This is a genomic window from Streptomyces sp. NPDC002309 (genome assembly GCF_053593375.1).
On sequence record NZ_JBSFCI010000013.1, the window covers coordinates 20,504 to 47,142 of the forward strand.

The following is a 26,639-nucleotide window of genomic DNA, read 5'->3' on the forward strand; positions in this document are numbered from 1 at the left end:
GTGCGGCGAGCGTGTGACGACGGGCGCCCGTGGCTCGGCCGCGCCGATGTGCGGCGCACCTGGAAGTCCTGGCTGCGCGGCCCGTTCATCGGCTTCCCCTCGGCGCGATCCCCGCGGGCGGCGCCGAGATCCCCATCTTCCTCTCCTACGTCACCGAGAAGCGCCACTCCCGGCACAAGGACGAGTGGGGCTGATCGGATTCGGCATGCGCCGCTACGGGCTCCCCGTGCTGCCCGCCGTCCTCGGCGTCATCCTCGGCCCCAACGCCGAACAGCAGCTGCGCCGTGCCCTGCGGATCAGCGACGGCGTCCTGGACCCGGTGCCGGGGCCGGGCACCTCGGGGCCCGGCACCGGCCTCGCCATGGAGACCGGGTATCCCGAACGCGCTTTTCCCGGAGTGCCCGGTCATGGCACCGGTGCCCGGCACAGCGGTGCCGTGGCTCTGGTCCGAACCACGACACCTGGCGAAACCGATTCCGCGGCACCGGCTTCACCCTGCCCTCCAGGTACCCCCACTCGCCCTCGGCTGAATCGCCTCCGCCGGCATTCCGGGCGCCGGTCCCCGCGACAGGGGGACGCGCCGTCCCTCAGCTCTCCGGGACGGCCCTGGCGCGAATCGACTGCGCGACGTCACGGAGCTTGACGTTGTGCGTCTGGGAGATGCGCTTGAGCACGTCGAAGGCCGCTTCCTCGCTCATGTGGTGCCGCTCGCGCAGGATGCCCATGGCCTCGCCGATGGCGTGCCGGGTGTCCATGGCGTGTTCGAGCTGGTCGACCGTGCGGGCACTGGCCAGCGCCACGGCGGCGTGCGAGGCGAGCAGCCAGCCGGCCGTCTCCATCTCGGTGGTGAAGGCGCCGTACCGCCGGGAGTAGAGGTTCAGGGCGCCGAAGTCGTCGTCCTCGGTGTAGAGCAGGAAACCCATCATGCTGCCCACGCCCAGGTCACGGGCGGCGGGCGCGAAGCGCGGCCAGTCGGGCTGCGGCTTGCTCAGGTCCCTGATCCTGAAGAGCCGCTCGCCGTTGACGCGCCGTGCCGCGTCGAAGCACGGGCCCTCACCCAGTTCGCCCTGCAGACGGTCGGACTCCTCGACCATGTCCCCGTGCGCGGCCAGGGTCACCGCGCGGCCCTTGCGCAGGGCCAGGACGCCGGCCGCGTCGCAGTCGTCGATCAGCGCCACGGCCCGGTCGGCGATCGCGTCGAGCGTCTCCTGAGGGGAACTCCGTGCCAGCAGATGCCGGGCCAGGTCGGCCATCTGTTCGGCGAACTCACGCCAGTCCATCCGCGTCCACTGTCCGCTCGTCGTACCTTCGCGTCGGAAGGATCCCGAAGGCCGAGCACCGGGACCCTCCCGTCGGGACCCGACCCGACCACCGTCTGTTCCAGCCGGTCACGGACCGGTACGGCGCCGACCCGGCACCGGCGAGGCGGCCCTTTCGGCAGCGTACCGCTCCACCGCGGCCGGTGTCCGGCCGAGCGGTCATGCCCCTGCCGACCAACCGTCCTGCCGCCTCCCCAGGAGCGGCCGTGGCGGGTTCCGGGCGCCTCAGGTGCCGGCCACCCGACCGTGCGACTGCCCGGGTACCGTCCCCCGCCCGGTTCCGTCGCCGGTCATCCGGCCCGGCAGCGCCGTCCAGTCGAGGCGCAGGATCGCCAGGTCGTCCGTGTGCCGTTCGGCGTTGAGGGCACGGACCCGGCCGATCAGCTGGTCGAGATGCTTGCCGGGGTCGCCCTCCCGCGTCTCGTCGAGGATCCGCAGCAGGCCCTCGACCCCGAGCCGGTCCCGGTGGTCGCCCCCGTACCCCTCGATCAGGCCGTCGGTGTACGCGATCAGCGCGCCGTCGGGGGGCAGCCGCAGCGTCGCCGACGGCCACTGCCCGAGTCCGGGCACGATGCCGAGGGCGATGCCGTGCCGGGCGGTGACGATCTCGGCGCCGGCGGGGCCGACGAGCAGCGGCTCGTGGTGGCCGACCAGGTGCAGGGTGACGGTGGCCGTCGCCGGGTCGAGGGTGATGAGCGTGCAGGTCGTGAAGAGGTCGCTGCCGGTGCGCTCCGCCGTGTGGATCTGCTCCAGCAGACGCAGCAGCTCGTGGTCGCGGTGACCGCCCAGCGTCAGTGCCCGCCAGGCGATCCGCAGGCAGACGCCGAGGGCGGCGGCGTCCGGGCCGTGCCCGCTGACGTCACCGATGATCGCGTGGACCTTTCCGTCGTCGGTCTGCACGACATCCAGGAAGTCACCGCCGAGCAGCGCCTGTTCACGCCCGGGGAAGTAGCGGCTGGTGGCGGTGACCGAGGCGGTGGACAGGATCGGCGTGGGCAGCAGACCGCGCTCCAGGCGGGCGTTCTCCTCGGCCCGCAGCCGGCCGACCTGGAGATCCGCGCTGGCCCGCTCGGCCTGCTTGCGCTGGACGGCGTAGCGGACGGCCCGTTGCAGCAGGTCCGGGTCGACCTTGCCCTTGACGAGGTAGTCCTGGGCGCCGGCGGCCAGCGCGTCCACGCCCGCGTGCGACTCGGCCAGACCGGTGAGCACGATGACCGCGGCGCGCGTGTTCGTCCGGTGGATCGCCTCGACCGTGTCGAGACCGAGGGCGTCCGGCAGGTGCAGGTCGAGCAGCACGCAGTCGGAGTGCCGTGCCGCGAGTTCGGCGCGTGCCTCGCCGAGCGTCCGGCACCGCACGAGGGTGTGCGGGAGTTCCGTGTCGTACAGCAGTTCCTCGACCAGCAGGGCGTCGCCGTCGTCGTCCTCGACGAGGACGATGCGGTACGGCGCTTCCTGTCCGACGGCTGGCTCTGTCACGGGTGTGCCTCTCGCGCGCCGTCCGCCGTGGCGGAACGCCTGACGGGAAGGGTGAACACGACCCGGGTACCGGCCGTGTGCCCGGGGTCGATCCGGATGGATCCGCCGTGGAACTCCACGACCTTCTTGCACATGGCCAGCCCGATCCCGGTGCCCGGGTAGGCCTCCCGGGTGTGCAGCCGCTGGAAGAGGACGAAGACCTTCTCCTGGAACTCCGGCTCGATACCGATGCCGTTGTCGGTCACGGCGAACTCCAGGAAGCCGTCGCCGGTGGTGCGGACGCCGATCCGCACGTCCGGGGACCGGTCGGGCCAGCGGAACTTGATGGAGTTGGACAGCAGGTTCTGCCAGAGCATGCCCAGTTGGGTCGCGTCGCCGAAGACCCCCGGCAGCGGATCGTGCGTGACCCGCGCGCCGCTCTCCTCGATCGCCACGCTGAGATTGTCCAGCGTGCCTCCGAGGACGGCCTCCAGGTCGACCTCCTCGTGGTCGTTGAGCACCCGTCCGACCCGGGAGAACGCCAGCAGGTCGTTGATCAGGACCTGCATGCGGTTGGCCCCGTCCACCGCGAAGGCGATGTACTGGTCGGCCCGTTCGTCGAGCTGCTCACCGTAGCGCCGCTGGAGCAGCTGGGTGAAGCTGGAGACCTTCCGCAACGGCTCCTGGAGGTCGTGGGAGGCGACGTAGGCGAACTGTTCCAGCTCGGCGTTGGAGCGCTGCAGTTCGGCGGCCTGTTCGTCGAGGAGGCGCCGTGAGGTCTCGCTGAACTGCAGTTCCTCCACGAGGCGTCGGCGCATCGACTCCACGTCGGAGCCCAGCTGCCGCAGGTCGGCGGGGCCGGTGACGGCGATGGGCCGGTCGAAGCGGCCCGTGGCCACCTCGCGGGCCGTCTGCCCGAGCCGGCCCAGCGGGCCGGTGACGCCGCGCCGCAGCGCCTCGAACGCGAGCGCGGCGACCAGCACGATGACCAGCGCGATGCCCGTGAACGTCCAGTTCCGCAGGTTCGTGGCCCGCCGCAGCTCGCGCGACGCGGCCGTACGTTCCTCACCCAGGTAGGTCTGCTGCGCGGTCAGCGCACCGCGCAGGGCGTCGAAGCTCGTCTTGCCCTCCTGGGACAGAGCCGAGGCCAGCGACACCGCGCGGTCCGGGGCGGCGCTCGCGACGGGCACGGCGAAGCGGCTCTGCCAGCGGTGCGCGAGCTCCCGCACCTTGCGCAGTTCCTCCCGGGCGGCCCGGTCGTCGGCCACGAGCCGCTCCAGTTGCCGCAGCGCCTCCTTCTCCCTGTCCGCTCCCTGCCGGTACGGCTCGAGGAAGCTGGCCCGGCCCGTGAGCCCGTAGCCGCGCACGCCGGTCTCCTGGTTGACCAACGCGGCCTCCAGGCGGACCGAGTACGTCAGCGCGGGTCCCCTGCGGTCGACGATCCGGTCGGTCAGCTGGGACGTGCGGGCCGTGGCCCACACGCCGAGGGAGCCGAGCACGGTCAGCACCGCGAGGGTGAGGGCGACGCTCACCCGAAGCCAGCGGCGGGTGGACCAGTCCGCCGCGAAGTGGCGGGCGTCGGACACCGGGTCGTTCCTCACGGCCCGCTGACTCCTTCATGTCTGACAGGGCCGCGTCGAAAGGCCCCTGCGGACGCACCTTACCCGCGTCCGACAACGGTTGTTGTCGTGTCTTGTGACAGCCCCGTAGGGTGGGGGCATGTCTGCTTCCCACTTCTCTGTGCCCAGAGCGGAAGGGGAGATGACCGATCTCGTCACCGAGGCGGTCGAGGAACTCGCCCTGCGCTGCGCGCAACACGCGGTTCCGGCCCTGGACCCGACGGGTGAAGGGGACGCCTCGGCGCGTCATCACGCCCTTGCCCAACTGCTCGTGCTCGTTCAGGTGGAACGGGTGGCACAGCAGTTGGCGGACCGTGCCGCGCGCGCCGCGGCGGCGGCCGGTGCGGGCTACCCGGAGATCGGCCGGGCCTCCGGCATGAGCCGGCAAGGAGCCCGGCGCCGCTGGCCGGGCCTGATCACCAGCGGCACCCCACGTCACACCCCTTCCGCTTCCCGGAGTTCATAGCCATGTCCGTCCCCGTCCCCACCCGCCCCCACGACGTGCTGCTGGTCGAGGACGACATCGCCGACGCGATGCTCATCCAGGACGCCCTCGCCGAACGCGGCGCGCGCAACCTCACGCAGGTCGCCGACGGCATCGAGGCCCTGGAGTATCTGCGCGATCCGGCGAACCAGCGCCCCGACCTGATCGTCCTCGATCTCAACATGCCCCGTATGAACGGCCGGGAGTTCCTGGCCGTCGTCAAGGAGGACCCCGATCTGCGCACCATTCCCGTGGTGGTGCTGACGACGTCCGCGGCGCCCGACGACGTCTCCGGCGCCTACCGCCACCACGCGAACGCCTATGTCACCAAGCCGGTCAACCTGGAGGAGTTCGAGAAGGCGGTCCGCAGCATCGACACCTTCTACCTCGACGTGGCGATGAAGCCACCGCGGGCGTGACACCCGTGCCGCGGCGGTCCCGCCCCCCGCGCCGCGGCGATCCCGACACCCGCGCCGCCGCGGACCCGACACCCCCGCCGCCGCGGACCCGACACCCCCGCCGCACGGGCCGGACGTCCCGCGCCGTGACGGGCCGTGAAGATCCCTTTCCGGCCGGAAAGATCTCCCTGCACGGCTCTGGGAACCTTTGCCGTGCCTCGTTACCCTCCGCCCATGATTTCCACGGTTGTGTGGGGTACGGGCAATGTCGGCCGCGCGGCCATCCGCGCCGTCGACGCGCATCCGTCGCTGGAGCTGGTGGCCGTCCTGGTCGCCGATCCGGCCAAGGTCGGCCGCGACGCGGGCGAACTGAGCGACCTGGGGCGCCCGTTGGGCGTCGCGGCCACCGACGACGTCGCCGCGGTCCTCGCGACCGGTCCGCGCGCGGTCGTGTACGCGGCCTCCGGGGAAATCCGCCCCGACGACGCCCTGCGGGACCTCGAACGGGCCGTGCGGGCCGGGGCGGTCGTCGTCACGCCGTCCGTCTACGGCCTGTACGACCACAGAGGCGCCCCGCCCGAGATCAGGGACCCGCTGGTGGAGGCCGTCGCCGCCGGCGGCGGATCCCTCTTCGTCTCCGGTGTCGACCCGGGCTGGGCCAACGACATCCTGCCCCTGCTGGTCACCGGTCTCGGCTCGCGCATCGACGCGGTCCGCTGCCAGGAGATCTTCGACTACTCCACGTACGACCAGGAGGACTCCGTACGGAACCTGGTCGGCATGGGGCACCCGATGGACTACCAGCCGCCGATGCTCTTCGAGGGCGTACCGACGATGGTGTGGGGCGGTCAGCTGCGGATGATGGCCCGGGCCCTGGGCGTCGAACTCGACGAGATCCGCGAGACGCTGCAGCGACGCCCGCTGGAGGCCACCGTCACCACGACCACCATGGGCGAGTTCGCCGCCGGCACCCAGGGGGCCGTGCGCTTCGAGGTGCAGGGCCTGGTCGGCGGGGAGCCCCGCATCGTCGTCGAGCACGTCACCCGCATCCACGCCTCCTGCGCCCCCGACTGGCCGCAGCCCCCGGACGGCGGCGCCGGAGCCCACCGGGTGGTCGTCGAGGGCCGCCCCCGCATCGAGGTCACCGTCGAGGCGAGCGACGAGGGCGGCAACCGGTCGGCGGGCGGCAACGCCACCGCGGTCGGACGGCTGGTCAACGCCATCGACTGGCTCACCGAGGCCAAGCCCGGCCTCTACGACGCGCTCGACGTCCCGCTGCGCCCCGCGGCCGGCCGACTGGGAAGGACCTGACCGATGACCCTGCGCATCGACATCCCCGAGGGGGAGGACCCGATCCCCTACGTGTGGGGCGACATGGTTCCGGAGATAGGCATGGCGGCGTCGAACTTCTCGCTGGCCGTGTACGCCCACACCAGCCTGGGACTGAGCGAGTTCGAGGCGGCGCGACTGCGCATCGCGCAGATCAACGGCTGTGTCTTCTGCCTGGACTGGCGCACCGAACGCGACGGGCAGAAGGTGGAGGAGGGCTTCGCGGAGGCGGTCACCGCCTGGCGGACCACGGGCGACTTCGACGCGCGCACCCGTCTGGCCGCCGAGTACGCCGAGCGCTACGCACTGGACCACCACGGTCTGGACGAGGACTTCTGGCGCCGGATGACGGCTCACTACAGCCAGGCGGAGATCGTGGAGCTCAGTATGAGCATCGGGTCCTGGCTGGCGTTCGGCCGGCTCAACCATGTGCTGGGGCTGGACGGCGTCTGCGTCCTGCCCCAGCGTTGAGGCGGGTCAGAGGTCGGTGGCGATGATCTCCTCGATGTTCCGTTCGGCGAGTGCCGTGATGGTGACGAAGGGGTTCACGCTGGCATTGCCCGGGATCAGCGACCCGTCGACCACGTAGAGGCCGGAATGGCCGTGCAGGCGCCCGTAGTTGTCGGTCGCCTTGTCCAGCACCGCACCTCCCAGGGGATGGTAGGTGAGGTGGTCGCCCCAGATCTTGTAGAAACCGAACAGATCGGTGCGGTAGATCGTCCCCTCCTTCGCGTTGATCCGGTCGAATATCGACTTCGCCATGGTGATCGACGGCTGTTTCCAGGCCGTCTGCCAGTTGAGTTCCACCTTTCCGCTCGCCGCGTTCCAGGTGAACTCGGCGCGGTGCGGATTCTTGGTGATCGACAGATAGAAGGAGGCGTACGTCTCGATTCCGGTGGGCAGCGGCGCGACCTCGGCGAACGCGCCGCCCGCGGCCCAGTTGTCGATTCCCGCGGTGGGGATCGACGACTGCAGGGCGCCCGTCGGGTCCCACATGTGGTTGGCCCGCCCGCACATGACGTTGCCGTTCTCGCCCCAGCCCTTGCCGATCTCGCCGTTCAGGCCGGGCAGCGCGCCCTGTGCCTTGAGCCGGACCAGGAGCTTGCTGGTGCCGACGCTGCCGGCGGCGAAGAACACCCGGGCCGCGGTGACCGTCTTCGTGGCCGTGACGGCGCCGCCGGTGTCGAGCTGCTCGATGGTGACGGTGTACCCGCCCGAGGAGGCGGGGGTGACGGACGCGACTCTGTGCAGCGGGGAGACGGTGACCTTCCCGGTGGCCCGGGCCCGTGCCAGGTAGGTCTGCTGGAGGCTCTTCTTGCCGTGGTTGTTGCCGTAGAGGATCTCACCGGCCAGCGCCGACTTCGGGACCGTGCCGGCGGCCTCCTGCTTCATGTACTCCCAGTCGTAGACGTCGGGGACGAAGACGAAGGGGAAGCCCGACCGCTGCGCGTGTTTCCGGCCCACCCGGGCGTACTGGTAGCAGGCCGCGGTCTCGAACCACGCGGGGTCGATCGTGCCGACGCCCAGTTCCGCGTTGGCACGCGGATAGTAGACGTCGTACATCTCGTCGGGGTCGACGGACGGCAGGACGCCGCCGAAGTTCTCGCGCCGCGGTGTGACGGCCATGCCGCCGTTCACCAGTGATCCTCCGCCGACCCCACGGCCCTGGTAGACCGTGATCCCGCCCATCTCCTCGGCGTCGAGAATGCCGGTGTAACGGGGGACGTTCTTGTCGATCGGAAAACCCAGGAAGTTGCTGAGGGGTTGTTTGGTTCTGGTGCGCAGCCAGAACGAACGGTGGTCGGGAGTCGTGGTGTTGGCGAAGATCTTTCCGTCGGGGCCCGGGGTGTCCCAGGCCATTCCCATTTCGACCATGTGCACATCGACACCGGCCTGTGCGAGCCGGAGGGCGGTGACCGAACCGCCGTATCCGGTGCCGATCACCAGGACCGGAATGCGCGCACCCGGTTCGATCACGGCGGCGTTCTGCTGCGGAGCCGCCAGTGCGGGCGAGTTGTGTCCGCCGAGTAACACGGCGCCAGAAATGAAACCTGTTCCAGCGATGAATCGGCGACGGGGGATTCCGCTTAGTGGGGGTCTGTTCTGGAGGTCAGCGCTCATACGGCACTCCTCGATTTCGAGTGAATCGAAACGGGTTCTACTGCCGATGGCATACGAAGTCACGACATACCAATTGGTAACTTTTCGCGCACCACCTCCCAACGCCTCTTCTTTCCTTGCGTCTTGACGGAAGGCTGGTCCGTACCTATGGTCACGGCCAGTGTGTGCGTTCAGGAACTCACTCGTCGTTCATATACGAGAACGGACCCCCCGCATGACAGACGCTCCCGCTCGTCCCCGTCGCAGGTCCCGCCGTTCGCTCCTCGCCGTGACCACCGCCGCGGCGGCCGCACTCGTGGGGACCCTGGTCGCCGGTCCCGGCGCGCCCAGGGCCGACGCCGCCCCCGTCACCTTCGTCCACCCCGGCGTGACCGTGTCCAAGGGTCAGTTGGACTTCACCCGCGGCAGGGTCAACGCCGGTGCCCAGCCGTGGAAGAACGCCTTCGACCGGATGATGGCGAGCAAGTACGCGGACCTGAACCGCACACCCAGGCCGCGCGCCGTCGTCGAGTGCGGCTCCTACTCCAACCCCAACAACGGCTGCACCGACGAGCGCGAGGACGCGATCGCCGCGTACACGCACGCCCTGGCCTGGTACATCACGCGTGACGACCGGCACGCCCGCAAGGCCATCGAGCTGATGGACGCCTGGTCGGCGGTGATCCGCGACCACACCAACAGCAACGCTCCGCTGCAGACCGGCTGGGCGGGCTCCTCGTGGCCGAAGGCCGCCGAGATCATCAAGCACACGTACACCGGCGGCTGGGCGAACTCGGGCCGCTTCGCCACCATGCTCCGCGATGTCTACCTCCCCGAGATCATCAACGGCTCGAACTCCAACGGCAACTGGGAGCTGTCGATGATGGAGGCGGCGATCGGCATCTCCGTCTTCCTGGAGGACAAGGCCTCGTACGACAAGGCGATGGCGAAGTTCCGCACCCGCACCGCCGCCTACGTCTACCTGGAGTCCGACGGCGCCCTGCCGAAGACGGTCCCGAGCCAGAACCTCAACACCCGCGACAAGATCGTCAACTACTGGCAGGGCCAGGGCACGTTCGTCACCGGTCTCACCCAGGAGACCTGCCGCGACCTCACCCACACCGGCTACGGCATATCCGCCATCTCCCACGTCGCCGAGACCAGCCGCATCCAGGGCCAGGACCTGTACGGCACCGACGTCGGCGAACGGCTGCGGCACGCGCTCGGCTTCCAGGCCAGGTACGAGATGGGAACGGCCGTCCCGAGCTGGCTGTGCGGCGGCTCGCTGCACCTCGGGCTCGGCCCGATCACCGAGGTCGGCCACAACGCCCTGCACAACCGGCTCGGCCACGCCATGACCAACACCGAGGCGCTCACGGCGCGCAACCGCCCGTCCGGCACCAACAACCTCTTCGTCGCCTGGGAGACCCTCACACACGGCGACAACCCCGGCTGATCCACCGGAAGGGGGGAGCCCGAGGGGTCGGACGAGCCGGGGGGCCCGTCCGACCCCTCGCGTGTGTCAGGCGAGGAGGTGCACGCGCTGCGTCGTCAGCTCGTAGCGGGCGCCCACGATCGCGAGCCGGCCGGCGGCCACCTCCGCGGCCAGGTCGGGCTCGGCGGCGAGACGGGAGCGGACGAGCCGTATCTGGGCGTCTATGGTCGCGTCGACGCGGGCGTCGCCCTCCTTCGTGTGGTCGATGGCCGGGGTGATCTGGTCGGCCAGGTACTGGATGTGGGCCGGCAGCCGATCGCCGGACTCCTCCGCCTCGACGGCGGCCCGCACCGCCCCGCACGACTGGTGACCGAGGACCACGACCAGCGGCACGGCCAGTTCGAGCACCCCGTAGGCGACGCTGCCGAGCACGGCCTCGTCGAGCACCTCACCGGCGCTGCGCACGGTGAGCAGGTCGCCGAGCCCTTGGTCGAAGACCAGTTCCGGCGGTACGCGGGAGTCGACGCAGCCGAGAACCACAGCGAACGGATGCTGGCCCGACGTCAGCTCCCGCCGGACGGCCGGCGACTCGTGCGGATGCCGCTGGCGGTACGCGTGCCAGCGCCGGTTGCCCGACTCCAGCGCGCGCAGGGCCTGTGCGGGGGTGCCGGGGCGGTGGTGCGGCGCCGCGGTGACGGCGGACGCGGGGGAGGCGTCGAGGGCGAGGCCGGCACCGAGGGCCGTGGCGCCGGTCAGGGCGGCGCGCAGGAGGGAGCGGCGGTGGAGCACCGCCGTCGGGGACGAGGCAGGCTGACGGCCGGTGCCTCGGCGGGGGGTGTCATCGAGATTCACGGCTTCGAACGTATGCCTGGTGCCATGGGGGCAGGTTCACGCTGCGAAACCATGGTGCGGCATGGTGAATTCATGGCCACGGCTTGATCCGCTCTTGGTGCGGACGAGGGGTGCGCCTGGCCTCGCGAACGGGCCGCCCATGATCCCTCGTTCGTGTCGTCGCCGTCCCGCGCGTGCGTGCCGCCCGCCAACAGCCGGACGCCACGCGAGAATTGCGCGGGTCGGGAGCCGGCCGGCCGGTGCCGTGACGCCCACGCGATCCCAGGAGACCTGCATGGACTACTACGACCTCGGCAGCCACACCCGCACGGTGACGACCACGTCCCCCGAGGCCCAGCTGTGGTTCGACCGCGGCCTCGTCTGGACGTACGCCTTCCACCACGAGGAGGCCGTCTCCTGCTTCGAGGCCGCCGCGGCGGCCGACCCCGACTGCGCCATGGCGTACTGGGGCATCGCCTACGCCCTCGGCCCCAACTACAACAAGCCCTGGGAGGCGTTCGACGCACAGGAACTGCTCCGCACCGTCGACCGCACCCACACCGCGGTGGAGCGCGCGCACGAGGCGTCGTCCGGTGCCGCCCCCGTCGAACGCGCCCTGATCGAGGCCCTGCGCGCCCGCTACCCGCAGCGGGAGGCCGTCGAGGACTGCTCCGTGTGGAACGCGCCCTACGCCGAGCGGATGCGCGCCGTCCACGCACTCGCCCCCGGCGATCTCGACGTCGCCACCCTGTACGCCGACGCCCTGATGAACCTGACGCCCTGGCAGCTGTGGGACATCCGCACCGGGGAGCCGGCCCGGGGCGCCCGCACCCTGGAGGCCAAGGACGTCCTCGAGCACGCGCTCGCGAGTGAGGACGGGACACGGCACCCCGGCGTGCTGCACATGTACATCCACCTGATGGAGATGTCCGCCACCCCCGAGGCGGCCCTCACGGTCGCCGACCGGCTGCGCGGACTGGTGCCCGACGCCGGTCACCTCCAGCACATGCCCTCGCACCTGGACGTGCTCTGCGGCGACTACCGGCGCGTGGTCTCCGGCAACAGCGAGGCGATCGCCGCCGACGAGAAGTTCCTCGCCCGGTCCGGCGCGATGAACTTCTACACCCTCTACCGCGCGCACAACCACCACTTCAAGATCTACGGCGCGATGTTCCTCGGCCGGTACCGGACCGCCGTGGAGACCGCCGCCGAGCTGGAGGCCACCGTCACGGAGGAGCTGCTGCGGGTGCAGAGCCCGCCCATGGCCGACTGGCTGGAGGGCTTCCTCGCCATGCGGGTCCATGTACTGATCCGCTTCGGACGCTGGGCCGACATCCTGGACCTGCCGTTCCCCGAGGACGCGCGGCTGTACTGCGTGACGACCGCGATGCTCCACTACGCCCGCGGCGTCGCCCTCTCCGCGACCGGCCGGGTCGAGGAGGCCGAGGCCGAGCGCCGCCTGTTCCGGGAGGCGCGCACCCGGGTACCGCTCTCCCGCACGCTGTTCAACAACACCTGCGCCGACATCCTCGCCGTCGCCTCGGAGATGCTCGACGGCGAAGTCGACTACCGCAAGGGCGACCACTCCGCCGCCTTCGCGGCGCTGGAGCGCGCGATCGCGCTCGACGACGGCCTTCCCTACGACGAGCCCTGGGGCTGGATGCAGCCCACCCGGCACGCTTATGGCGCCCTGCTCCTCGAACAGGGCCGGGTCGCCGAGGCCGAGGCGGTCTACCGGGCGGACCTCGGACTCGACGCGACGCTGCCCCGGCCGCAGCAGCACCCGGGCAACGTGTGGTCCCTGCACGGCTTCCACGAGTGCCTCACGCGACTGGGCAGGACGGCCGAGGCGGCGATCGTGGCCCAGCAACTGAAGTTCGCCACCGCCCTGGCGGACGTACCGATCGCGTCGTCCTGCTACTGCCGCACGGAGCCGACGCCCGGCCGGCGGGACGGCTGTGACCGGCGGCGGTGAGGCACCATCCCGGCCGCCCACGCCCCCTGGGACGGCCACCGGATCCGGCGCCGGACGAGTCGCCGGCCCCGGGACGGGCAGCGCGGGCGCGGAAGGCGCAGCAGGCGTGATGTCCGGCACTTCCCAGTTGATGTTCAGCTGATCGCTACCGGGTGGTCAGCATGGATGCGCAGCGTGTGCCGTGTCCAGAGGCAATTCACCACAACTGGAGCAGTCATGGGCGCAGTCAAGGGCGCTGGAGAAGAGCAGAACCCCGTACAGAGACGCGCGTTGCTGCGCGCCGCGGTCGCGGTGCCGGCGGCCGGCGCGGCCGGTATGGCCCTCGCCGGGCCGGCGGCCGCGCACGCGCAGACCTCCGAGGGGGCGCGCGGCGGCCGGTTCGACGCGGAGAGCCCCCGCTTCGCGCTCGCCGTCCTGCCCGACACGCAGTACCTCTTCGACGCCGACAGCGCAGACCCGACGCCGCTGCGGGAGACCTTCCGGTACCTCGCCGCCGAGCGCGCCTCGGCCAACATCGCTTTCATGACGCACCTCGGCGACGTCACCGAGCACGGCACCGAGGACGAGATCGAACTCGCCGCCGACACCTTCCGCACGCTGCACGGCAAGGTGCCCTACAGCGTCCTCGCGGGCAACCACGACATCCGCTCCTCCACCGACGACCAGCGCGGCGACTCGGCCTACCTCGCCGCGTTCGGCCCCGCGCGCTACGCCTCCATGCCCACGTACGGCGGCGCCTCGCCCGACGGCTACAACACGTACCACGTGCTGCGCGCCGCGGGCCGCGAGTGGCTCGTGCTCGCCCTGGACTGGCGGGTGTCGGACAAGGGACTGCGCTGGGCGCAGGGGGTGCTGGACAAGCACCGGACCCTGCCCGCCGTCCTCACCACGCACGACATCGCCTGGGCCGACGACGAGGGCCACGCGACGCTGTCGGGCAACGGCGAGCGCCTGTGGAACGGTCTGATCAAGGGCAACGACCAGATCTTCCTCGCGCTGGGCGGCCACTACTGGCCCTCGGGGCGCACGGTCCTGTCCAACGACTTCGACAACGATGTCCACGTGCACATCACCAACTACCAGGAGCGCTACTACGGCGGCGCCGGGATGATCCGCACCTACGGGTTCGACCTGGCGCGGGGCGTCATCGACGTGGAGACGTTCTCGCCGTGGTTCCTGGCCCGGGACCCGGAGAAGCGGTCGCCGCTGGAGGCCGAGACGATCGAGCTCACCGGTGACGTCGACCGGTTCAGCCTGACCGTCGACTTCGACAAGCGCTTCGAGCGCTTCGCCCCGGTCACCCCGCCCGCCCCGCGTCCGCCGTCGGCGGTGATGCCGCGCGGCACCCTCGCCTACTGGCGCTTCGACGCCTCCGGCACCAAGGCGCCTGGCGCGCCCGGCACGCCCGTGGCGAACGGCGTCGTCGTGCGGGACCTCTCCGGCAACGGCAACGACCTGACGGTCAGCCGGCTGCACGCCGGCGGGCCCGACGCCCTCACCTGGTCCGGGGACCACCACCACGGCCAGCCCGCCCACGCCAGCCTCCGGTTCGACGGCGGCAAGAACCCCGACCGCGGCGCGATCCTGACCACCTCCGCGCACGCGCCGCTGAACGGCGAGAAGTTCCTGCGGGGCTACACCATCGAGACCTTCGTCCGGCTGCCCGAGCCCTTCGAGGGCGACCACAACTGGATGGGCATCCTCAGCTGGATCGGCCGCAGCGGCGACGCGGGCAAGACCACCGGGTGGTCCCCGCTGGAGTCCACGTGCAGCCTCAACCTGTCGCCGGAGCGGTTCCTCCAGTACGTGGTCTACGCCCACGTCCAGGACGCCGACCCGACGTCCTGGAGCCACGCGGTGCCCGTCGGCCGGTGGATGCACATCGCCGTGGTCAACGACGGCCGCCGCACGGTGATGTACGTGGACGGCTCGAAGATCGCCCGCAACCCGACCCAGACGTCCACCGGCATCGCCACCCTCGGCAAGCCCTTCGTCCTCGGCGCCACCGCCTTCGACGAGCGCTTCGGGCAGGGCTTCTACGGCTGGATCGGCGACACCCGGATCGTCGGCCGCCCGCTGTCGCGCGACGAGTTCCTCGCTCTCCGCGACTGACCGGCAGGGTGGTGGGCCGGCAGGGGCCGGTGACACCGCACCCGGGCAGGACGCCGCGGCCCCGGCACGTACACGTGCCGGGGCCGCGGCGTCGCCACGCTCAGTAGAGCTTCTTGACGGCCTTCACCGTCGTCGCCTTGAAGTCGGCGACCTGCGCGTGCTGGAAGTTCCCCATCTGCGCCCACTTGACGACCGTCACGGTCCTGCCGTCCCGGCCGACGGAGAACAGGGCGATGTCGGAGGGGCCCCAGTAGTGCGCGGTGTGGAGGCCGTAGACGTGGGCGCCCTCCTCGACGTTCAGCCGGCCGTAGTACCTCTTGGTCGCCGTCATGTCGGGGTCCTGCTGCATCAGCTTCTTGGCACAGCCGGCGAGGTCCTTGCGCAGCCGCTCGGCGAACGCCTTGGCCCGCCGCTCGTTCCGCGCCACGGCGGTGACCTGAAGGGCGCCCGTGTCGAACTCTGTCGAGTAGGTGCGGTGCGAGGCGGTCGACGGCAGGGCGGCGCCGAAGCAGATCGGCAGCGGGTCCGGCTGTCCGGCGGTGACGCGCCCGGCGTACCAGGGCGAGACCGGGTGCGGCGGGAGTTCGCGCGGCGCCAGGAAGCGGGGCTTGCCGGGTGCGGCCGGGCCGGCCGAGGCCGGGACGGCGGTGAGGGTGACGGCGGCGCCGGCCGCGAGGGCGGCGATACCGAGGCGGGTGCGGAGTCGGGCGCGGACGGTCATGTTTCCCCCAATGTGTCGTGCGCTGTCCCGTCGTTACATCTGATTCGACTCGCTTCTCCGGCTTTTCGTTGCCCTGGTTCCATGCCACGACTTCGTCACGTATGTCACCGACGCGTAACACTGCGGTGATCACCCTATTGGTGCGGATGTGCCGGGAGTGCGGAGTGTGCCGAGTGCGGCGGTGATGTGGCAGAGGTGAGGCGAGGGTTCCGCCGGGTGACCGGCGGAACCCTCTTTCTGCCGTGCCTTCAGCGCTCGCGCCGTGGCGGCGTCACGCCGTGTGCAGCCTCAGCCCGTACCGGTTCAGGATCTCGTTGACCGGCTGGAACCAGGTCTGCCCGCCGCCGGCGCAGTTCCCCCAGCCGCCCGAGGTGACGCCCTGCGCCTGGTCGCCGCTGATGAACGAGCCGCCGGAATCACCGGGTTCGGCGCAGACGCTGGTCTTGGTCATCTGGTGCACCGCGCCCTGGCTGTAGTTGACCGTCTCGTTCCTGGCCAGCACGGTGCCGCAGTGCCAGCGTGTGGTGGAGCCGGAGCGGCAGATCGAGGTGCCCACGGGCGCCTCGGCCGAGCCGCGTACGAGCCGGTCCGGGACGGTTCCCCAGCCGAGGACCACCGGGACGGTCCACCAGCCGCTGCCGACGCTGACCCAGGCGTAGTCGTCGCCCGGGAACGACGAGCCCTGGAACGTGCCGATGTGCGTGCCGTCCCAGCCCCGGACCGCGGCGCCGCCCCCGCCGCAGTGCCCGGCGGTGACGAACCCGCCGTGCACCGAGAAGCCTATGGAGCAGCGGACGTTGCCGGTGTAGTACGGGTCCCCGCCGACCGTCCCGGCCGCGAAGGTGCCGGGCGCGGCGGGCACCGCCGCGACGGTGACCGGACCGGCCGCGCGGGCGCGGGCGACGAACTTGCGGACATCGTTGTCGTTCCGGTGGCCGTCGACGACATCGACGACCACGGTGTTGGCCACCGGATCGGCGTGCCAACCGCTCACGCCCCGGGGCGCGTCGGTGCGGTCGAGGCGGGCCACGGCCGCGTCGAGTTCGCGCGCGCTGTGTTCCACGGTGCGCACCGCGGCGCCGGTGGAGCGGACGGCCCGCAGGGTCGCGGTGGAGGCGTCGGCGGTGACGGCCACGGTCAGCCGGTCGCTGCCGGCGTCGAACCACGAGCCGCCGTACGCCGCTCCGGCGGCCCGGCGGGCGGCGGGCGCGATGTCCCGGGCCTCGGCCTCGGCCGCGAGGCGGGTCTCGGCCTCGGCCCTGGTCAGCCCGAAGTCCCGCTGCATCGCCTCGACGAGTCCCGCGGAGGCCTGTGGGGCGCCGGCCGTGGGGGAGGAGTCGCTCGCCGAGGCGGGGAGGGTTCCCGCGGCGGTCCAGCTGCCGAGCAGGAGCAGGGCGGCCAGACCGGCACGCGTGAGTCGCTTGCGTCTCAAGGGAGTTGCCCTTCGTCGTTCCAGCAAGGTGGGGGTGGAACAACCGCAATTGAGAGCGCTCTCACAGGGTCTGGGCAGAGCTTAGCCAGGCATGCAAGTCAGGTCCATGCCAATGCGGGCCCTTTCGGCAAGGGCCCGCTGGGGCATGGACCTTCAGTGAGATGTCGTGTAACGGCCGGGCCTGCCGCGGCTCAACTCCACAGGGGGTAGGTCTCCACCTTCGTGAACCCCTCCGGCCGGCCCTCCGGGTAGGTCAGGCTCATCTTGCCGTACTGCTGCATCTCCGGGTTCTTCTTCCACGGCTTGGGTTCCTCCAGCCGCACGGTCACGGGATACGACCGGAACCGCCCCGCCGCGCAGTACGGCTTGCAGTCGTTGACCCAGTTGACCCCCCGGGCCATCGCCGCCTCCCCGTCCCAGCGCAGCCACTTCAGCGAGGCGAGACGGCTGTTGCCGTCGCCGCAGGCCAGCATGAAGTCGTCGGGACGCACCGTGGTGCGCCAGAAGCAGTCGACCAGCACCGGCTCCTTTGCCTCGTGCGCCGTGCTCGCGCGGGACGGCGCACCGGAGGCGGTACCCAGGGTCGCCGCGAGCGCCGCCGCCATACAGAGCGTGACGGCCGCCCTCGTGCTGTGCCTCTTCATCTCCGCTCCCCGCCGTCGGTGCGCGTCGATCGGATCGACTGGTTCCGACGCTACGACCGTGTGGAGGAACGCACCACTCGAACGGACCAGGGGACGGGGCGCCGCGCACGGCCCGGCCGGACACGGAGTCCGCAGGTCACCGCCTCGCGATCCGCCGCGCCCCTCGCCATGCCGTCGCGGCCGTCCACGCGCCCCGGGCCCTCTGTGCCGCCTTCGGCCCGCATGAGACCTTGGAAGCGCACGGACGGCGCGGCCGGGCCGGCAGCGGGTGGAGGGGACCTGTGAAAGCGACATCGTTCGAATGGCGGCATCGTCGGCAGACCTGGGCCGCCAGGGCCTCCCTCGCGGCCGCGGCGATCGCGCTGCTGCTGCCCCTGGCACAGGCCGGTGTGGGCGGCGTGATCCTGCTCGTCGTGGGGCTCGCGGGCCTCGGCCTCACCTGTGCCGCGCTCTGGTGGACCCTGTCGCGGCGAGGCCCCGCACGGGTCGGCGCCGCGCTGCTGGCCCTCGCCAGTCCCGTCGGCGTGATCGTGCTCTTCGCCCGGGTGAACCTCCTGTGGGTGGTGACCGTCTCCGCGCTGCTGTGGTGGGCGGCCGTGTCCTGCGGACGCTACGCGCTGCGCAGCACGGGCCTGCGCCAGGGGCGGCTGCGCGAGTACCGCACCCCGCCCCCGCGGCGTCCGTTCCTGCTGCTCAACCCGCGCTCGGGGGGTGGCAAGGTGGAGAAGTTCTCGCTGCGGGAGAAGGCCGAGAGCCTCGGTGCCCACGTGGTGCTGCTGGACCCCGGACACCATCAGGACGTCGCCGCCCTCGCACGGGAGGCGGTGGCCGACGGCGCCGACCTCCTGGGCGTCGCGGGCGGCGACGGCACCCAGGCGCTGGTCGCGGCGGTGGCCGCGGAGCACGGACTGCCGTTCCTCGTGATCTCGGCCGGCACCCGCAACCACTTCGCGATGGACCTCGGCCTGGACCGCGACGACCCCGCCGCCTGTCTGGACGCGCTCACGGACGGTGTCGAGCTCCGGGTCGACCTGTGCTTCGCGGGCGACCGCCCGTTCGTCAACAACGCCTCCTTCGGCGTCTACGGCGCGGTCGTGCAGTCCCCGGGCTACCGGGACGACAAGGTCGGCACGGCGCTGGACCTGCTGCCCGACCTGCTCACCCGGCAGCGGGGCCCGCGCCTGACCGCACGCGCCGACGGCAGGACGTTCACCGACCCGCAGGCCGTGCTGGTGAGCAACAACCCGTACCGCATCGACGACCCCCTCGGCTTCGGCCGGCGTCAGCGGCTGAACTCCGGCAGGCTCGGCGTGCTGTCCGTGAAGGTCGACAGCGCCCTGGAGGCGGCCGAGCTGCTGTTCGACCCGCAGGGGTTCGGGGCGTTCACGGCCCAAGAGGTGATCATCGAGGCGGACGAGCCGCGGTTGCAGGTCGGCCTCGACGGCGAGGCCACGACCCTCGGCACCCCCGTGCGCTGCCGCATCGAACGCCGCGCCCTGCGCGTGCGTGTCCCGCGCGACCGGCCGGGAGTCCCCGATCTCCCGCCCCGCCTGGACTGGCGCCGGCTGTGCAAACTGGCCGCCGCGGTCGGACGTACCGCCGCTCCCGCGCGCTCCGGCCGGACGGCCCGCCCGTACCGCGGCGAGCCCGGGCGGCGGGAGGATCCGGCGGCCTGAGCGCGCCGGTCGCGGCCGGTGGCATAGGTCACATCCGCTTCACGCGGAGCGGAACGCCTGGTAGACGTGGCTGGATCAGGACGTTCCCCCACGAAAGCCCCACCCTCATGGATGACAGCTCCGGTCGCGACCACGTGCCCTTCAGTATCGACCTCACGCGGGAGGAAGCCCGCCGGCGGGCCGAGGTGTTCGCCGCCCTGGAGCCCGACTGGGATCCCGTGGCCGCGCTGCGGTCGGAGGAGGCGGCCCACGCCCTGCTCTACTCCGGCCTCGACGAGGAGCAGGAGCGCATGTACGCCATGCTGGTCGCGGCCGGTGTGCTGCCGGGACGGGACGCGGGCGATGCGACTTCCCATTGACCCGCAGGCCGACCGGGCCCGCCGGGCCTGGCTGCCCTGCCCCGGCTGCGACGACGCCCGCGACTGCGTGACCTGCGCCGCCCGGCGCAACTGCCCCACGCACTGGCGCTACCTCATCTCCAACCAGGGTGCCCGAATCCATCTCCAGTGCCCCGGCTGCACCCACACCTGGACCCTCGACACCCGACCGGGACGCCGGGGCCCCAGCCGCTGACGCAGCCCCGGGCCGGTTGGCCGACGAAGGCGAGGACGTGCGCGCGGCGGGCCCGGCCGCCCGCCACCGGGCGGGCGCCCGAGCGCCCAGGAGCCGGAACCCCGTCACGCAGAGGCGCCTCTCTGATTGCGCACAGGTGCGCAATCAGAGAGGCGCCTCACATAAGCGCTGGTCAACGCGCCCGCAGTCGGTGGGGGGCGGCCGGGGACTCAGCAGATCCGAGGCAGTTGCTCGCCGAGCGGCAGGTCCACCACCCGGGTGCCGCCGAGCCCGGTGCGGGCCACGACCATCCCCGGATGCTCCTCGACGACCTCGCCGACGACCGCCGCCTCCGCGCCCCGCTCGTGCGCCCGCATCGCGGCCAGCACCGCGTCCGCGTGCTCGCGGGGGACGAAGGCGACGAGCTTGCCCTCGTTCGCCACGTACATAGGGTCCAGGCCCAGCATGGCGCAGGCGCTCGCCACCGGGGGCGGCACCGGCACGGCACTCTCCTGGACGACGACCCCGGTGCGCGAGGCCGCGGCGATCTCGTTGAGGGAGGCGGCCAGCCCCCCGCGGGTCGGGTCGCGCAGGACGTGCAGGTCGGGTGTGACGGCGAGCATCGCCTCCACGAGCCCGGCGAGCGGGGCGCAGTCGCTCTCGATCTCGACCTCGAACCGCAGGTTCTCGCGCTCGCTCATGATGGCCACGCCGTGCACGCCGAGGGCGCCGCTGACGATGACGACGTCCCCGGGGACGACCCGCTCCGGGCGCAGGTCGACACCGGCCGGGATCAGCCCGATCCCGGAGGTGTTGATGTAGACGCCGTCGCCGTGCCCGGCCTCGACGACCTTGGTGTCCCCGGTCACGACCTGCACCCCGGCCGCCTTCGCCGCCGCCCCGAGCGCCTCCGCGACGCGGGCGACGGTGGCGATCTCGACGCCCTCCTCCAGGATGAGCCCGCACGACAGGAAGGCCGGACGGGCCCCGCTCATGGCCAGGTCGTTGACCGTGCCGTTGACGGCCAGGTCACCGATGCTGCCGCCGGGGAAGAACAGCGGCCGCACGACGAAGGAGTCGGTGGAGAAGGCGAGCCGCGCACCGCCCAGCTCGACGGTCGCGGAGTCGGTCAGCGGGGCCGGCTCGGGGCCGCCCAGCGCGGGCAGGAGGACCTGCTCGACGAGCTCGGCGGACAGTGCGCCGCCACCGCCGTGGCCCATCATCACCCGGGGCCGGTCCCGCAGGGGCGCCGGGCAGGTCCAGGAGAGCATGTCCGGCGCCGCGGTGGTCTCAGACAAGGGAGGTGCCCTCCTGGCTCGGGGCGGTCACGGCCGCCGGCGTCCTGCGGTCGGGCAGCTCCAGCCGCCGGTACAGGTAGTACGCCGCACAGGCGCCCTCGCTGGACACCATCGTCGCCCCCAGCGGCGTACGCGGCGTGCACGTCGTGCCGAAGGCCTCGCACTCGTGCGGCTTCAGCAGCCCCTGCAGCACCTCGCCGCTGCGGCACTCGGCCGGCTCCCGCGTCATGATGTCGCCGACCTGGAAACGATGCTCGGCGTCGTGGTCCCGGTAGCGGTCCGACAGCCGCCAGCCGCTGCCCGGGATGACCCCGATGCCGCGCCAGGCGCGGTCGGTGACCTCGAAGACGTCGTCCAGCATCGCCCGCGCCGCCGGGTTGCCCTCCGGCCGGACCGCGCGCTGATAGGCGTTGACGACGGTGTGCTCGCCGCGCTCCAGCTGCCGCACGGCCTGCCGGACGCCCTCCAGGATGTCCAGCGGTTCGAACCCGGTCACCACGATCGGCACCCGGAACCGCTCCGCGAGCGCCGGATACTCCTCGACGCCCATCACGCTGCACACATGTCCCGCCGCGAGGAAGCCCTGCACCCGGCAGTCCGGTGACTGCATGATCGCCTCGATGGCGGGCGGGACCCGGACGTGGCTGACGAGCAGGCTGAAGTTGCGGATGTCCCGCTTGCGGGCCTGATACACCGTCATCGCGTTGGGCGGTGCCGTCGTCTCGAAACCGATGCCGAAGAAGACCACCTGCCGGCCCGGGTTCTCCTCGGCGATCCGCAGCGCGTCGAGCGGCGAGTACACCACCCGGACGTCGCCGCCCTCCCCGCGCACCTGGAACAGGTCACGTCCGGTCCCGGGAACGCGCAGCATGTCGCCGAAGGAACAGAAGATGACCTCCGGCCGCGAGGCGATCTCCAGCGCCTTGTCGATCACCTCCAGCGGCGTCACACACACCGGACAGCCCGGCCCGTGGATCAACTCCAGTTCGTCGGGCAGCAGTTGGTCGATGCCGTGCCGGATGATGGTGTGGGTCTGGCCGCCGCACACCTCCATCAGGGCCCACGGCCGGGTCACCGTGGCCCTGATGTCGTCGAGCAGCCGCGCCGCCAGCTCCGGGTCCTGGAACTCGTCGATGTACTTCACGGCCGCACCTCCCCGGAGCCGGTCCCCGAGGACTGCTCGGCCTGCTCCCACGGGTCGCCGAACTCCTCCTGGAGCATGCCGAGGTTCTCGAACAGCTCCAGCGTGCGACGGGCGGACTCCTCGTCCAGCCGCTGCAGGGCGAACCCGACGTGGACGATGGCGTACTCACCGACCTGGAGGTCCGGCAGGTACTCCAGGCACACCTCCTTGACCACGCCGCCGAAGTCGACGGTGGCCATGCGGGTGCCGTCCCGCTCCTCCACGCCCAGCACTCTGCCGGGTACCGCCAGGCACATATCTGTCTCCTTTGACTCCTCGTCGGGCGGGTGACTCCATGCCGGGCGGGCCCGCTCCCGTCATCCGGGTCCGGGCCGCCGTGCCGTGCGGGCGGCCACGACGAGCTGCCCGAGGGCCAGCCCGCCGTCGTTCGGCGGGACACTCCGGTGCCGCAGGACGGTGAACCCGTCCGCGCGCAGCCCGCGGGCGCAGGCCGACGACAGCAGCGTGTTCGCGAACACCCCGCCGCTCAGGGCCACGGTCTCCAGCCCCGTCGCGGTACGGGCCGCGGCGCACACCGTCCGCACCAGACGGGCCACGGCGAGATGGAAGCGGACCGCGATCACGGCCGGGGGCACGCCCGCGCGCACATCCTCGACGACGGCCGCGAGCAGCGGCCCCGCGTCCGCGGTGACCGGATCGGCGCCCGCCGTCCGGAAGGCGTACCGCGGGTCGTCGTCCTCGCCGGCGGCGGACACGGCGGCGCCCTCCAGCTCGATCGCCGCCTGCGCCTCGTAGCCCACGTGCTGGCAGACACCCGACAGGGACGCAACGGCGTCGAAGAGCCGCCCCATGCTGGACGTGGGCACGCAGTTCAGCCCCCGCTCCAACTGCGTCCCCAGCAGCGAGAGTTCGGCACTCGGGCAGGCGGCGACGCACGGCAGGTCCGGGCCGGGCGCGAGGCCGGCGGCGCGCAGATGCGCCAGCGCCATGCGGTACGGCCGCCGCACCGCCGCGTCCCCGCCGGGCAGCGGCACATACGCCAGGTGCGCGAACCGGCGGAAACCGGCGTAGCCGGCGAGCAGGAACTCACCGCCCCACACGGCCCCGTCGTCCCCGTGCCCGGTCCCGTCGAAGGCGACCCCGATCACCCTGCTGTCCGCGGGCAGGCCGTGCTCGGCCATCACGGCGGCGACATGGGCGTGATGGTGCTGGACCGGGACGACCGGACGCCCGCCGGCGTGTCGCCGTGCCCATGCGCCGGACCGGTAGCCGGGGTGCGTGTCGGTGGCGAGGAGAGCCGGCCGCACTCCCGTGATCGACTCCAGCTGTCGCTCCGCGCGGTCGAACGCCCGCTGCGTGGCGAGGTCGTCCATGTCCCCGACGTGCGCGGACAGCCAGGCTTTACGGCCCTCGCCGAGACAGAAGACGTTCTTGAGGTCCCCGCCGACGGCGAGCGCGGGGGACACCGGCACCGGCAGGGTGACCGGCAGGGGCGCGTAGCCGCGCGAGCGGCGCAGCACCAGGGGCTCGCCGTCGCACACCCGCACGACGGAGTCGTCGCACGGCACATGGATGGGCCGGTCGTGGGTGAGCCAGGCGTCGGCCAGGATCGCCAGCCGTTCGAAGGCCTCGGCGTCGTCGGTGACGATGGGCTCACCGGAGAGGTTGCCGCTCGTCATCACCAGCAGCCGGGGCGCGTCCCCGCCCTCGAACAGCAGATGGTGCACCGGCGTGTACGGCAGCATGACGCCGAGGTCCGGACTGCCGGGCGCCACGCCGTCCGCGGGCACCGGCGCTCCCGGGGCGGTGCGGCCCCCGGCGCGGCGGCGCATCAGGACGATGGGCCGCACCCGGCCGGTGAGCAACTCCCGTTCGGCGGGCCCGACGCGCACCAGGTGCTCGACGTCGCCCACGTCCTTGGCCATCAGGGCGAACGGCTTGTCCCCGCGTGCCTTGCGGCGCCGCAGCTCGGCGACCGCCTCGGGGTCGGTGGCGTCGCACGCGAGGTGGTAGCCGCCGACGCCCTTCACGGCGAGGACGGCACCCTCGGCGAGCAGGGCACGCGCCGCCTCGACCGGATCGCCCTCCGGTGTCTCGCCCCGCGCCCCGGTCAGCCTCAGCCGCGGGCCGCACGAGGGGCAGGCGACGGGCTGGGCGTGGAAACGCCGGTCGGACGGGTCGTCGTACTCACGGGCGCACCCGGGGCACAGGGGGAAGTCCGCCATCGTGGTGTGCGCGCGGTCGTAGGGCAGGCCCGTCACGATGGTGAAGCGCGGCCCGCAGTGCGTGCAGGTGATGAACGGGTGGCGGTGGCGCCGGTCGGCGGGGTCGGTCAGTTCGGCGAGGCAGTTGGCGCAGGTGGCGGTGTCGGGAGCGACGAGCGTCCGGGCGGAGCCGGCCGCGCGGGAGGGGACGATGCTGAAGCCGCTGCCTCCCGTGGGCGGCAGCTCGGTGGCCTCCACCGTCTCGACCAGCGCGAGCGGCGGGGCGCCGGGCGCGATGCCCGTACAGAACCGCGCGACGGCATCCGGCGCCCCCTCCACCTCGGCGAGCACGCCGTCCCCGGTGTTGGTGACATGCCCGGCCAGTCGCAACTGGGTGGCGAGCCCGTACAGATACGGCCGGAAACCCACTCCCTGCACCACACCCCGGACGACGACTTTGGCCCGTCGCACTGCGGGCGCGCCGGGCGTGTCCGAGGCCGCGGTGTCCGCCTCCGGCGCCGTGCTCACGCCTCGGCCCGGGCCATCACCGGCGCGTGGACGGGGTGCCCCTCGGCCGCCGCGAGCGCCCGGTCGACCAGCACACCGGCGCCCTCACCACCGCGCACCGAGGTCAGCACCACCTCGACACCCGGGTTGACCCGCTGCACATGGGCGCGGAAGGCGGCCTCGTCGAACTCGGCCGGGCCCGCCAGGTCGGACTTGGTGACCAGCACCAGCTGGGCCAGCCCGAACGCGGTCGGGTACTTCAGCGGCTTGTCCTCGCCCTCCGTGACCGACGCCAGGACCACCCGCAGCGACTCGCCGAGGTCGTAGGAGGCGGGGCACACCAGGTTGCCGACGTTCTCCACGAACAGCAGGCGGGTGTCCTCGGGCAGCCACTCGTGCAGATGCCCGGCCAGCATGTCCGCCTCCAGATGGCAGAGCCCGTCGGTCAGCACCTGCTTGACCGGCACGCCCGAACGCGCCAGCCGCACGGCGTCGTTCTCGGTGGCGAGGTCCGCGGTGAGGGCGGCGGTCGTCACGCCACGCTCCCGGGCGAGCAGCAACTCCCGCTCCAGCAGCGCCGTCTTGCCACTGCCCGGACTGGACAGCAGGTTGACCACCGTCGTGCCCCGGGCCGTCAGTTCGGTGCGCAGGACGCGGGCCGCCATGGTGTTCTTGGCGAGCACCGCCTGCCGTAGGTCCACTACGCGGCACATGGTCAGCTCTCCTCGAAGGGGGTGGTGGGGGTGGTCGCGGGCGGGTCCGCGGGGTCGGCCCAGCGCACCTCGGCGATGCGCAGTTCCCGGCCCGCCGGCAGGTCGGTGGCGCCGGAACCGCAGCCCGCGCAGACCATGTCGGGCGGCATCCCGGTGTCCCAGACCCGCCCGCACGGCGCGCAGGACGCCCGGCCGGGCACGAGCCGGGTGGTCAGTACGGCGCCCTCCAGCACGGTCCCGGCACAGGCCAGTCCGAAGCAGAACTCCAGCGAGTCGGACACCACCCCGGCCAGCTCGCCGATGTCGAGACGCACGGCACGGACGCCGGAGAAGCCCCGTGCGTGCGCCGCTCGTTCGACCTGGTCCACGACCGACAGGGCGACGGACATTTCGTGCATCGGTCTCCGTCCCGGCCCGGCTGACGTCCTGGGCGCCCATTACACGGCGGGGGCCCGGCGGCCGGCCGAGCGGCACGCCGGGGTCACACGGATGCCTGGCCCGTTCGGTGCACCCGGGCCCCGGCGGGCGGTCCGGGTCACATATGGCGGATGCGCAGGTAGCGCTTGATGTCGGGCAGGACGTGCGTGACCAGCGCGGCGAGCGCGGTGGCGGCGGTCGCTGCGGCCGCGCCGCTGATGAGGCGCTTCTTCATGGTGCTCTCCCTGGAGTGAGGGGTGCCTCGGCGAAGCCC

At 72.2% G+C, this 26,639-nt stretch carries 25 protein-coding genes and 1 pseudogene; 11 read left to right on the top strand and 15 right to left on the bottom strand.

Translation table 11 applies throughout. From position 1 onward, the window contains the following. Positions 1-6: 6 nt before the first annotated feature. Positions 7-307 (top strand): annotated as a pseudogene (locus ACWCPM_RS13415) (tripartite tricarboxylate transporter permease); the annotation flags it as partial. A gap of 280 nt (positions 308-587) precedes the next feature. On the opposite strand, the gene ACWCPM_RS13420 reads toward ACWCPM_RS13415, so the two are convergent. The 3 genes from ACWCPM_RS13420 to ACWCPM_RS13430 form a co-directional block, all read right to left on the bottom strand. Then, complete coding sequence (locus ACWCPM_RS13420; RefSeq protein ID WP_450976279.1) at positions 588-1,280, bottom strand: GAF and ANTAR domain-containing protein; 693 nt, start codon at positions 1,278-1,280, stop codon at positions 588-590. Between the two features lie 264 nt (positions 1,281-1,544). Then, complete coding sequence (locus tag ACWCPM_RS13425; protein WP_450976280.1) at positions 1,545-2,795, bottom strand: PP2C family protein-serine/threonine phosphatase; 1,251 nt, start codon at positions 2,793-2,795, stop codon at positions 1,545-1,547. Then, positions 2,792-4,375 (bottom strand): sensor histidine kinase, encoded by a 1,584-nt coding sequence (locus ACWCPM_RS13430; RefSeq protein ID WP_450976281.1) that lies wholly within the window; start codon positions 4,373-4,375, stop codon positions 2,792-2,794. Before ACWCPM_RS13430 ends, ACWCPM_RS13425 begins: the two co-directional genes overlap by 4 nt. A 160-nt stretch (positions 4,376-4,535) precedes the next feature. Between ACWCPM_RS13430 and ACWCPM_RS13435 the strand changes: the two genes are divergently transcribed. From ACWCPM_RS13435 to ACWCPM_RS13450, 4 genes are all read left to right on the top strand, one after another. After that, positions 4,536-4,859, top strand: a complete 324-nt coding sequence (locus ACWCPM_RS13435; protein WP_450976282.1) for a hypothetical protein — start codon at positions 4,536-4,538, stop codon at positions 4,857-4,859. A gap of 2 nt (positions 4,860-4,861) precedes the next feature. Continuing rightward, positions 4,862-5,296, top strand: a complete 435-nt coding sequence (locus ACWCPM_RS13440) for a response regulator (RefSeq protein ID WP_450976283.1) — start codon at positions 4,862-4,864, stop codon at positions 5,294-5,296. A gap of 213 nt (positions 5,297-5,509) precedes the next feature. Next, the gene (locus ACWCPM_RS13445) at positions 5,510-6,586 is read left to right on the top strand and encodes an NAD(P)H-dependent amine dehydrogenase family protein (RefSeq protein WP_450976284.1); all 1,077 of its coding nucleotides are present in this window, start codon (positions 5,510-5,512) and stop codon (positions 6,584-6,586) included. Between the two features lie 3 nt (positions 6,587-6,589). Continuing rightward, positions 6,590-7,075 (top strand): carboxymuconolactone decarboxylase family protein, encoded by a 486-nt coding sequence (locus tag ACWCPM_RS13450; RefSeq protein ID WP_450976285.1) that lies wholly within the window; start codon positions 6,590-6,592, stop codon positions 7,073-7,075. A 6-nt stretch (positions 7,076-7,081) separates the two neighbouring features. On the opposite strand, the gene ACWCPM_RS13455 is transcribed toward ACWCPM_RS13450, so the two are convergent. Further along, a complete protein-coding gene (locus ACWCPM_RS13455) occupies positions 7,082-8,725 on the bottom strand; it encodes a GMC oxidoreductase (protein WP_450976286.1) in 1,644 nt (547 codons plus the stop codon). A gap of 214 nt (positions 8,726-8,939) precedes the next feature. On the opposite strand from ACWCPM_RS13455, the gene ACWCPM_RS13460 reads away from it, so the two are divergent. Beyond that, positions 8,940-10,160: an alginate lyase family protein gene (locus ACWCPM_RS13460; protein ID WP_450976287.1), complete on the top strand. Its 1,221-nt coding sequence runs from the start codon at positions 8,940-8,942 to the stop codon at positions 10,158-10,160. A 66-nt stretch (positions 10,161-10,226) separates the two neighbouring features. On the opposite strand, the gene ACWCPM_RS13465 is transcribed toward ACWCPM_RS13460, so the two are convergent. Next, positions 10,227-10,991: a carbonic anhydrase gene (locus tag ACWCPM_RS13465; protein ID WP_450976288.1), complete on the bottom strand. Its 765-nt coding sequence runs from the start codon at positions 10,989-10,991 to the stop codon at positions 10,227-10,229. Between the two features lie 274 nt (positions 10,992-11,265). Between ACWCPM_RS13465 and ACWCPM_RS13470 the strand changes: the two genes are divergently transcribed. Further along, positions 11,266-12,945: a hypothetical protein gene (locus ACWCPM_RS13470; RefSeq protein WP_450976289.1), complete on the top strand. Its 1,680-nt coding sequence runs from the start codon at positions 11,266-11,268 to the stop codon at positions 12,943-12,945. A 216-nt stretch (positions 12,946-13,161) separates the two neighbouring features. Beyond that, positions 13,162-15,057, top strand: a complete 1,896-nt coding sequence (locus ACWCPM_RS13475) for a LamG-like jellyroll fold domain-containing protein (protein WP_450976290.1) — start codon at positions 13,162-13,164, stop codon at positions 15,055-15,057. Between the two features lie 100 nt (positions 15,058-15,157). Here the strand turns inward: ACWCPM_RS13475 and ACWCPM_RS13480 are convergent, their stop codons facing one another. The 3 genes from ACWCPM_RS13480 to ACWCPM_RS13490 form a co-directional block, all read right to left on the bottom strand. Further along, a complete protein-coding gene (locus tag ACWCPM_RS13480; protein WP_450976291.1) occupies positions 15,158-15,778 on the bottom strand; it encodes a hypothetical protein in 621 nt (206 codons plus the stop codon). Between the two features lie 271 nt (positions 15,779-16,049). Beyond that, entirely contained in the window at positions 16,050-17,210 is a 1,161-nt protein-coding gene (locus ACWCPM_RS13485) for a S1 family peptidase (RefSeq protein WP_450976292.1), read from the bottom strand. A gap of 191 nt (positions 17,211-17,401) precedes the next feature. Further along, positions 17,402-17,854: a hypothetical protein gene (locus ACWCPM_RS13490; RefSeq protein WP_450976293.1), complete on the bottom strand. Its 453-nt coding sequence runs from the start codon at positions 17,852-17,854 to the stop codon at positions 17,402-17,404. 281 nt (positions 17,855-18,135) lie between these two features. Between ACWCPM_RS13490 and ACWCPM_RS13495 the strand changes: the two genes are divergently transcribed. The 3 genes from ACWCPM_RS13495 (at position 18,136) to ACWCPM_RS13505 (ending at position 20,103) form a co-directional block, all read left to right on the top strand. Then, positions 18,136-19,530 carry a diacylglycerol/lipid kinase family protein gene (locus ACWCPM_RS13495; RefSeq protein WP_450976294.1) on the top strand — a complete coding sequence of 465 codons (1,395 nt, stop codon included), beginning with the start codon at positions 18,136-18,138 and terminating at the stop codon, positions 19,528-19,530. A gap of 107 nt (positions 19,531-19,637) precedes the next feature. Then, positions 19,638-19,889 carry a DUF6400 family protein gene (locus ACWCPM_RS13500; protein WP_450976295.1) on the top strand — a complete coding sequence of 84 codons (252 nt, stop codon included), beginning with the start codon at positions 19,638-19,640 and terminating at the stop codon, positions 19,887-19,889. Next, the gene (locus ACWCPM_RS13505; protein ID WP_450976296.1) at positions 19,873-20,103 is read left to right on the top strand and encodes a hypothetical protein; all 231 of its coding nucleotides are present in this window, start codon (positions 19,873-19,875) and stop codon (positions 20,101-20,103) included. The genes ACWCPM_RS13500 and ACWCPM_RS13505 overlap by 17 nt, the downstream gene beginning before the upstream one ends. A gap of 209 nt (positions 20,104-20,312) precedes the next feature. On the opposite strand, the gene hypE is transcribed toward ACWCPM_RS13505, so the two are convergent. From hypE to ACWCPM_RS13540, 7 genes are all read right to left on the bottom strand, one after another. Next, the gene (gene hypE / locus ACWCPM_RS13510) at positions 20,313-21,380 is read right to left on the bottom strand and encodes a hydrogenase expression/formation protein HypE (protein ID WP_450976297.1); all 1,068 of its coding nucleotides are present in this window, start codon (positions 21,378-21,380) and stop codon (positions 20,313-20,315) included. Further along, the gene (hypD, locus tag ACWCPM_RS13515) at positions 21,373-22,524 is read right to left on the bottom strand and encodes a hydrogenase formation protein HypD (RefSeq protein ID WP_450976298.1); all 1,152 of its coding nucleotides are present in this window, start codon (positions 22,522-22,524) and stop codon (positions 21,373-21,375) included. The genes hypE and hypD overlap by 8 nt, the downstream gene beginning before the upstream one ends. Continuing rightward, entirely contained in the window at positions 22,521-22,820 is a 300-nt protein-coding gene (locus tag ACWCPM_RS13520; protein ID WP_450976299.1) for a HypC/HybG/HupF family hydrogenase formation chaperone, read from the bottom strand. The genes hypD and ACWCPM_RS13520 overlap by 4 nt, the downstream gene beginning before the upstream one ends. A gap of 60 nt (positions 22,821-22,880) precedes the next feature. Continuing rightward, positions 22,881-25,256: a carbamoyltransferase HypF gene (gene hypF, locus ACWCPM_RS13525; RefSeq protein ID WP_450976300.1), complete on the bottom strand. Its 2,376-nt coding sequence runs from the start codon at positions 25,254-25,256 to the stop codon at positions 22,881-22,883. After that, complete coding sequence (hypB, locus tag ACWCPM_RS13530) at positions 25,253-25,948, bottom strand: hydrogenase nickel incorporation protein HypB (protein WP_450976301.1); 696 nt, start codon at positions 25,946-25,948, stop codon at positions 25,253-25,255. Before hypB ends, hypF begins: the two co-directional genes overlap by 4 nt. Positions 25,949-25,950: 2 nt before the next feature. Continuing rightward, positions 25,951-26,346, bottom strand: a complete 396-nt coding sequence (locus ACWCPM_RS13535) for a hydrogenase maturation nickel metallochaperone HypA/HybF (RefSeq protein ID WP_450976302.1) — start codon at positions 26,344-26,346, stop codon at positions 25,951-25,953. 137 nt (positions 26,347-26,483) lie between these two features. Beyond that, positions 26,484-26,600, bottom strand: coding sequence for a DUF6893 family small protein (locus ACWCPM_RS13540; protein WP_450976303.1), 117 nt, complete (start codon positions 26,598-26,600; stop codon positions 26,484-26,486). Between the last annotated feature and the right edge of the window lie 39 nt (positions 26,601-26,639).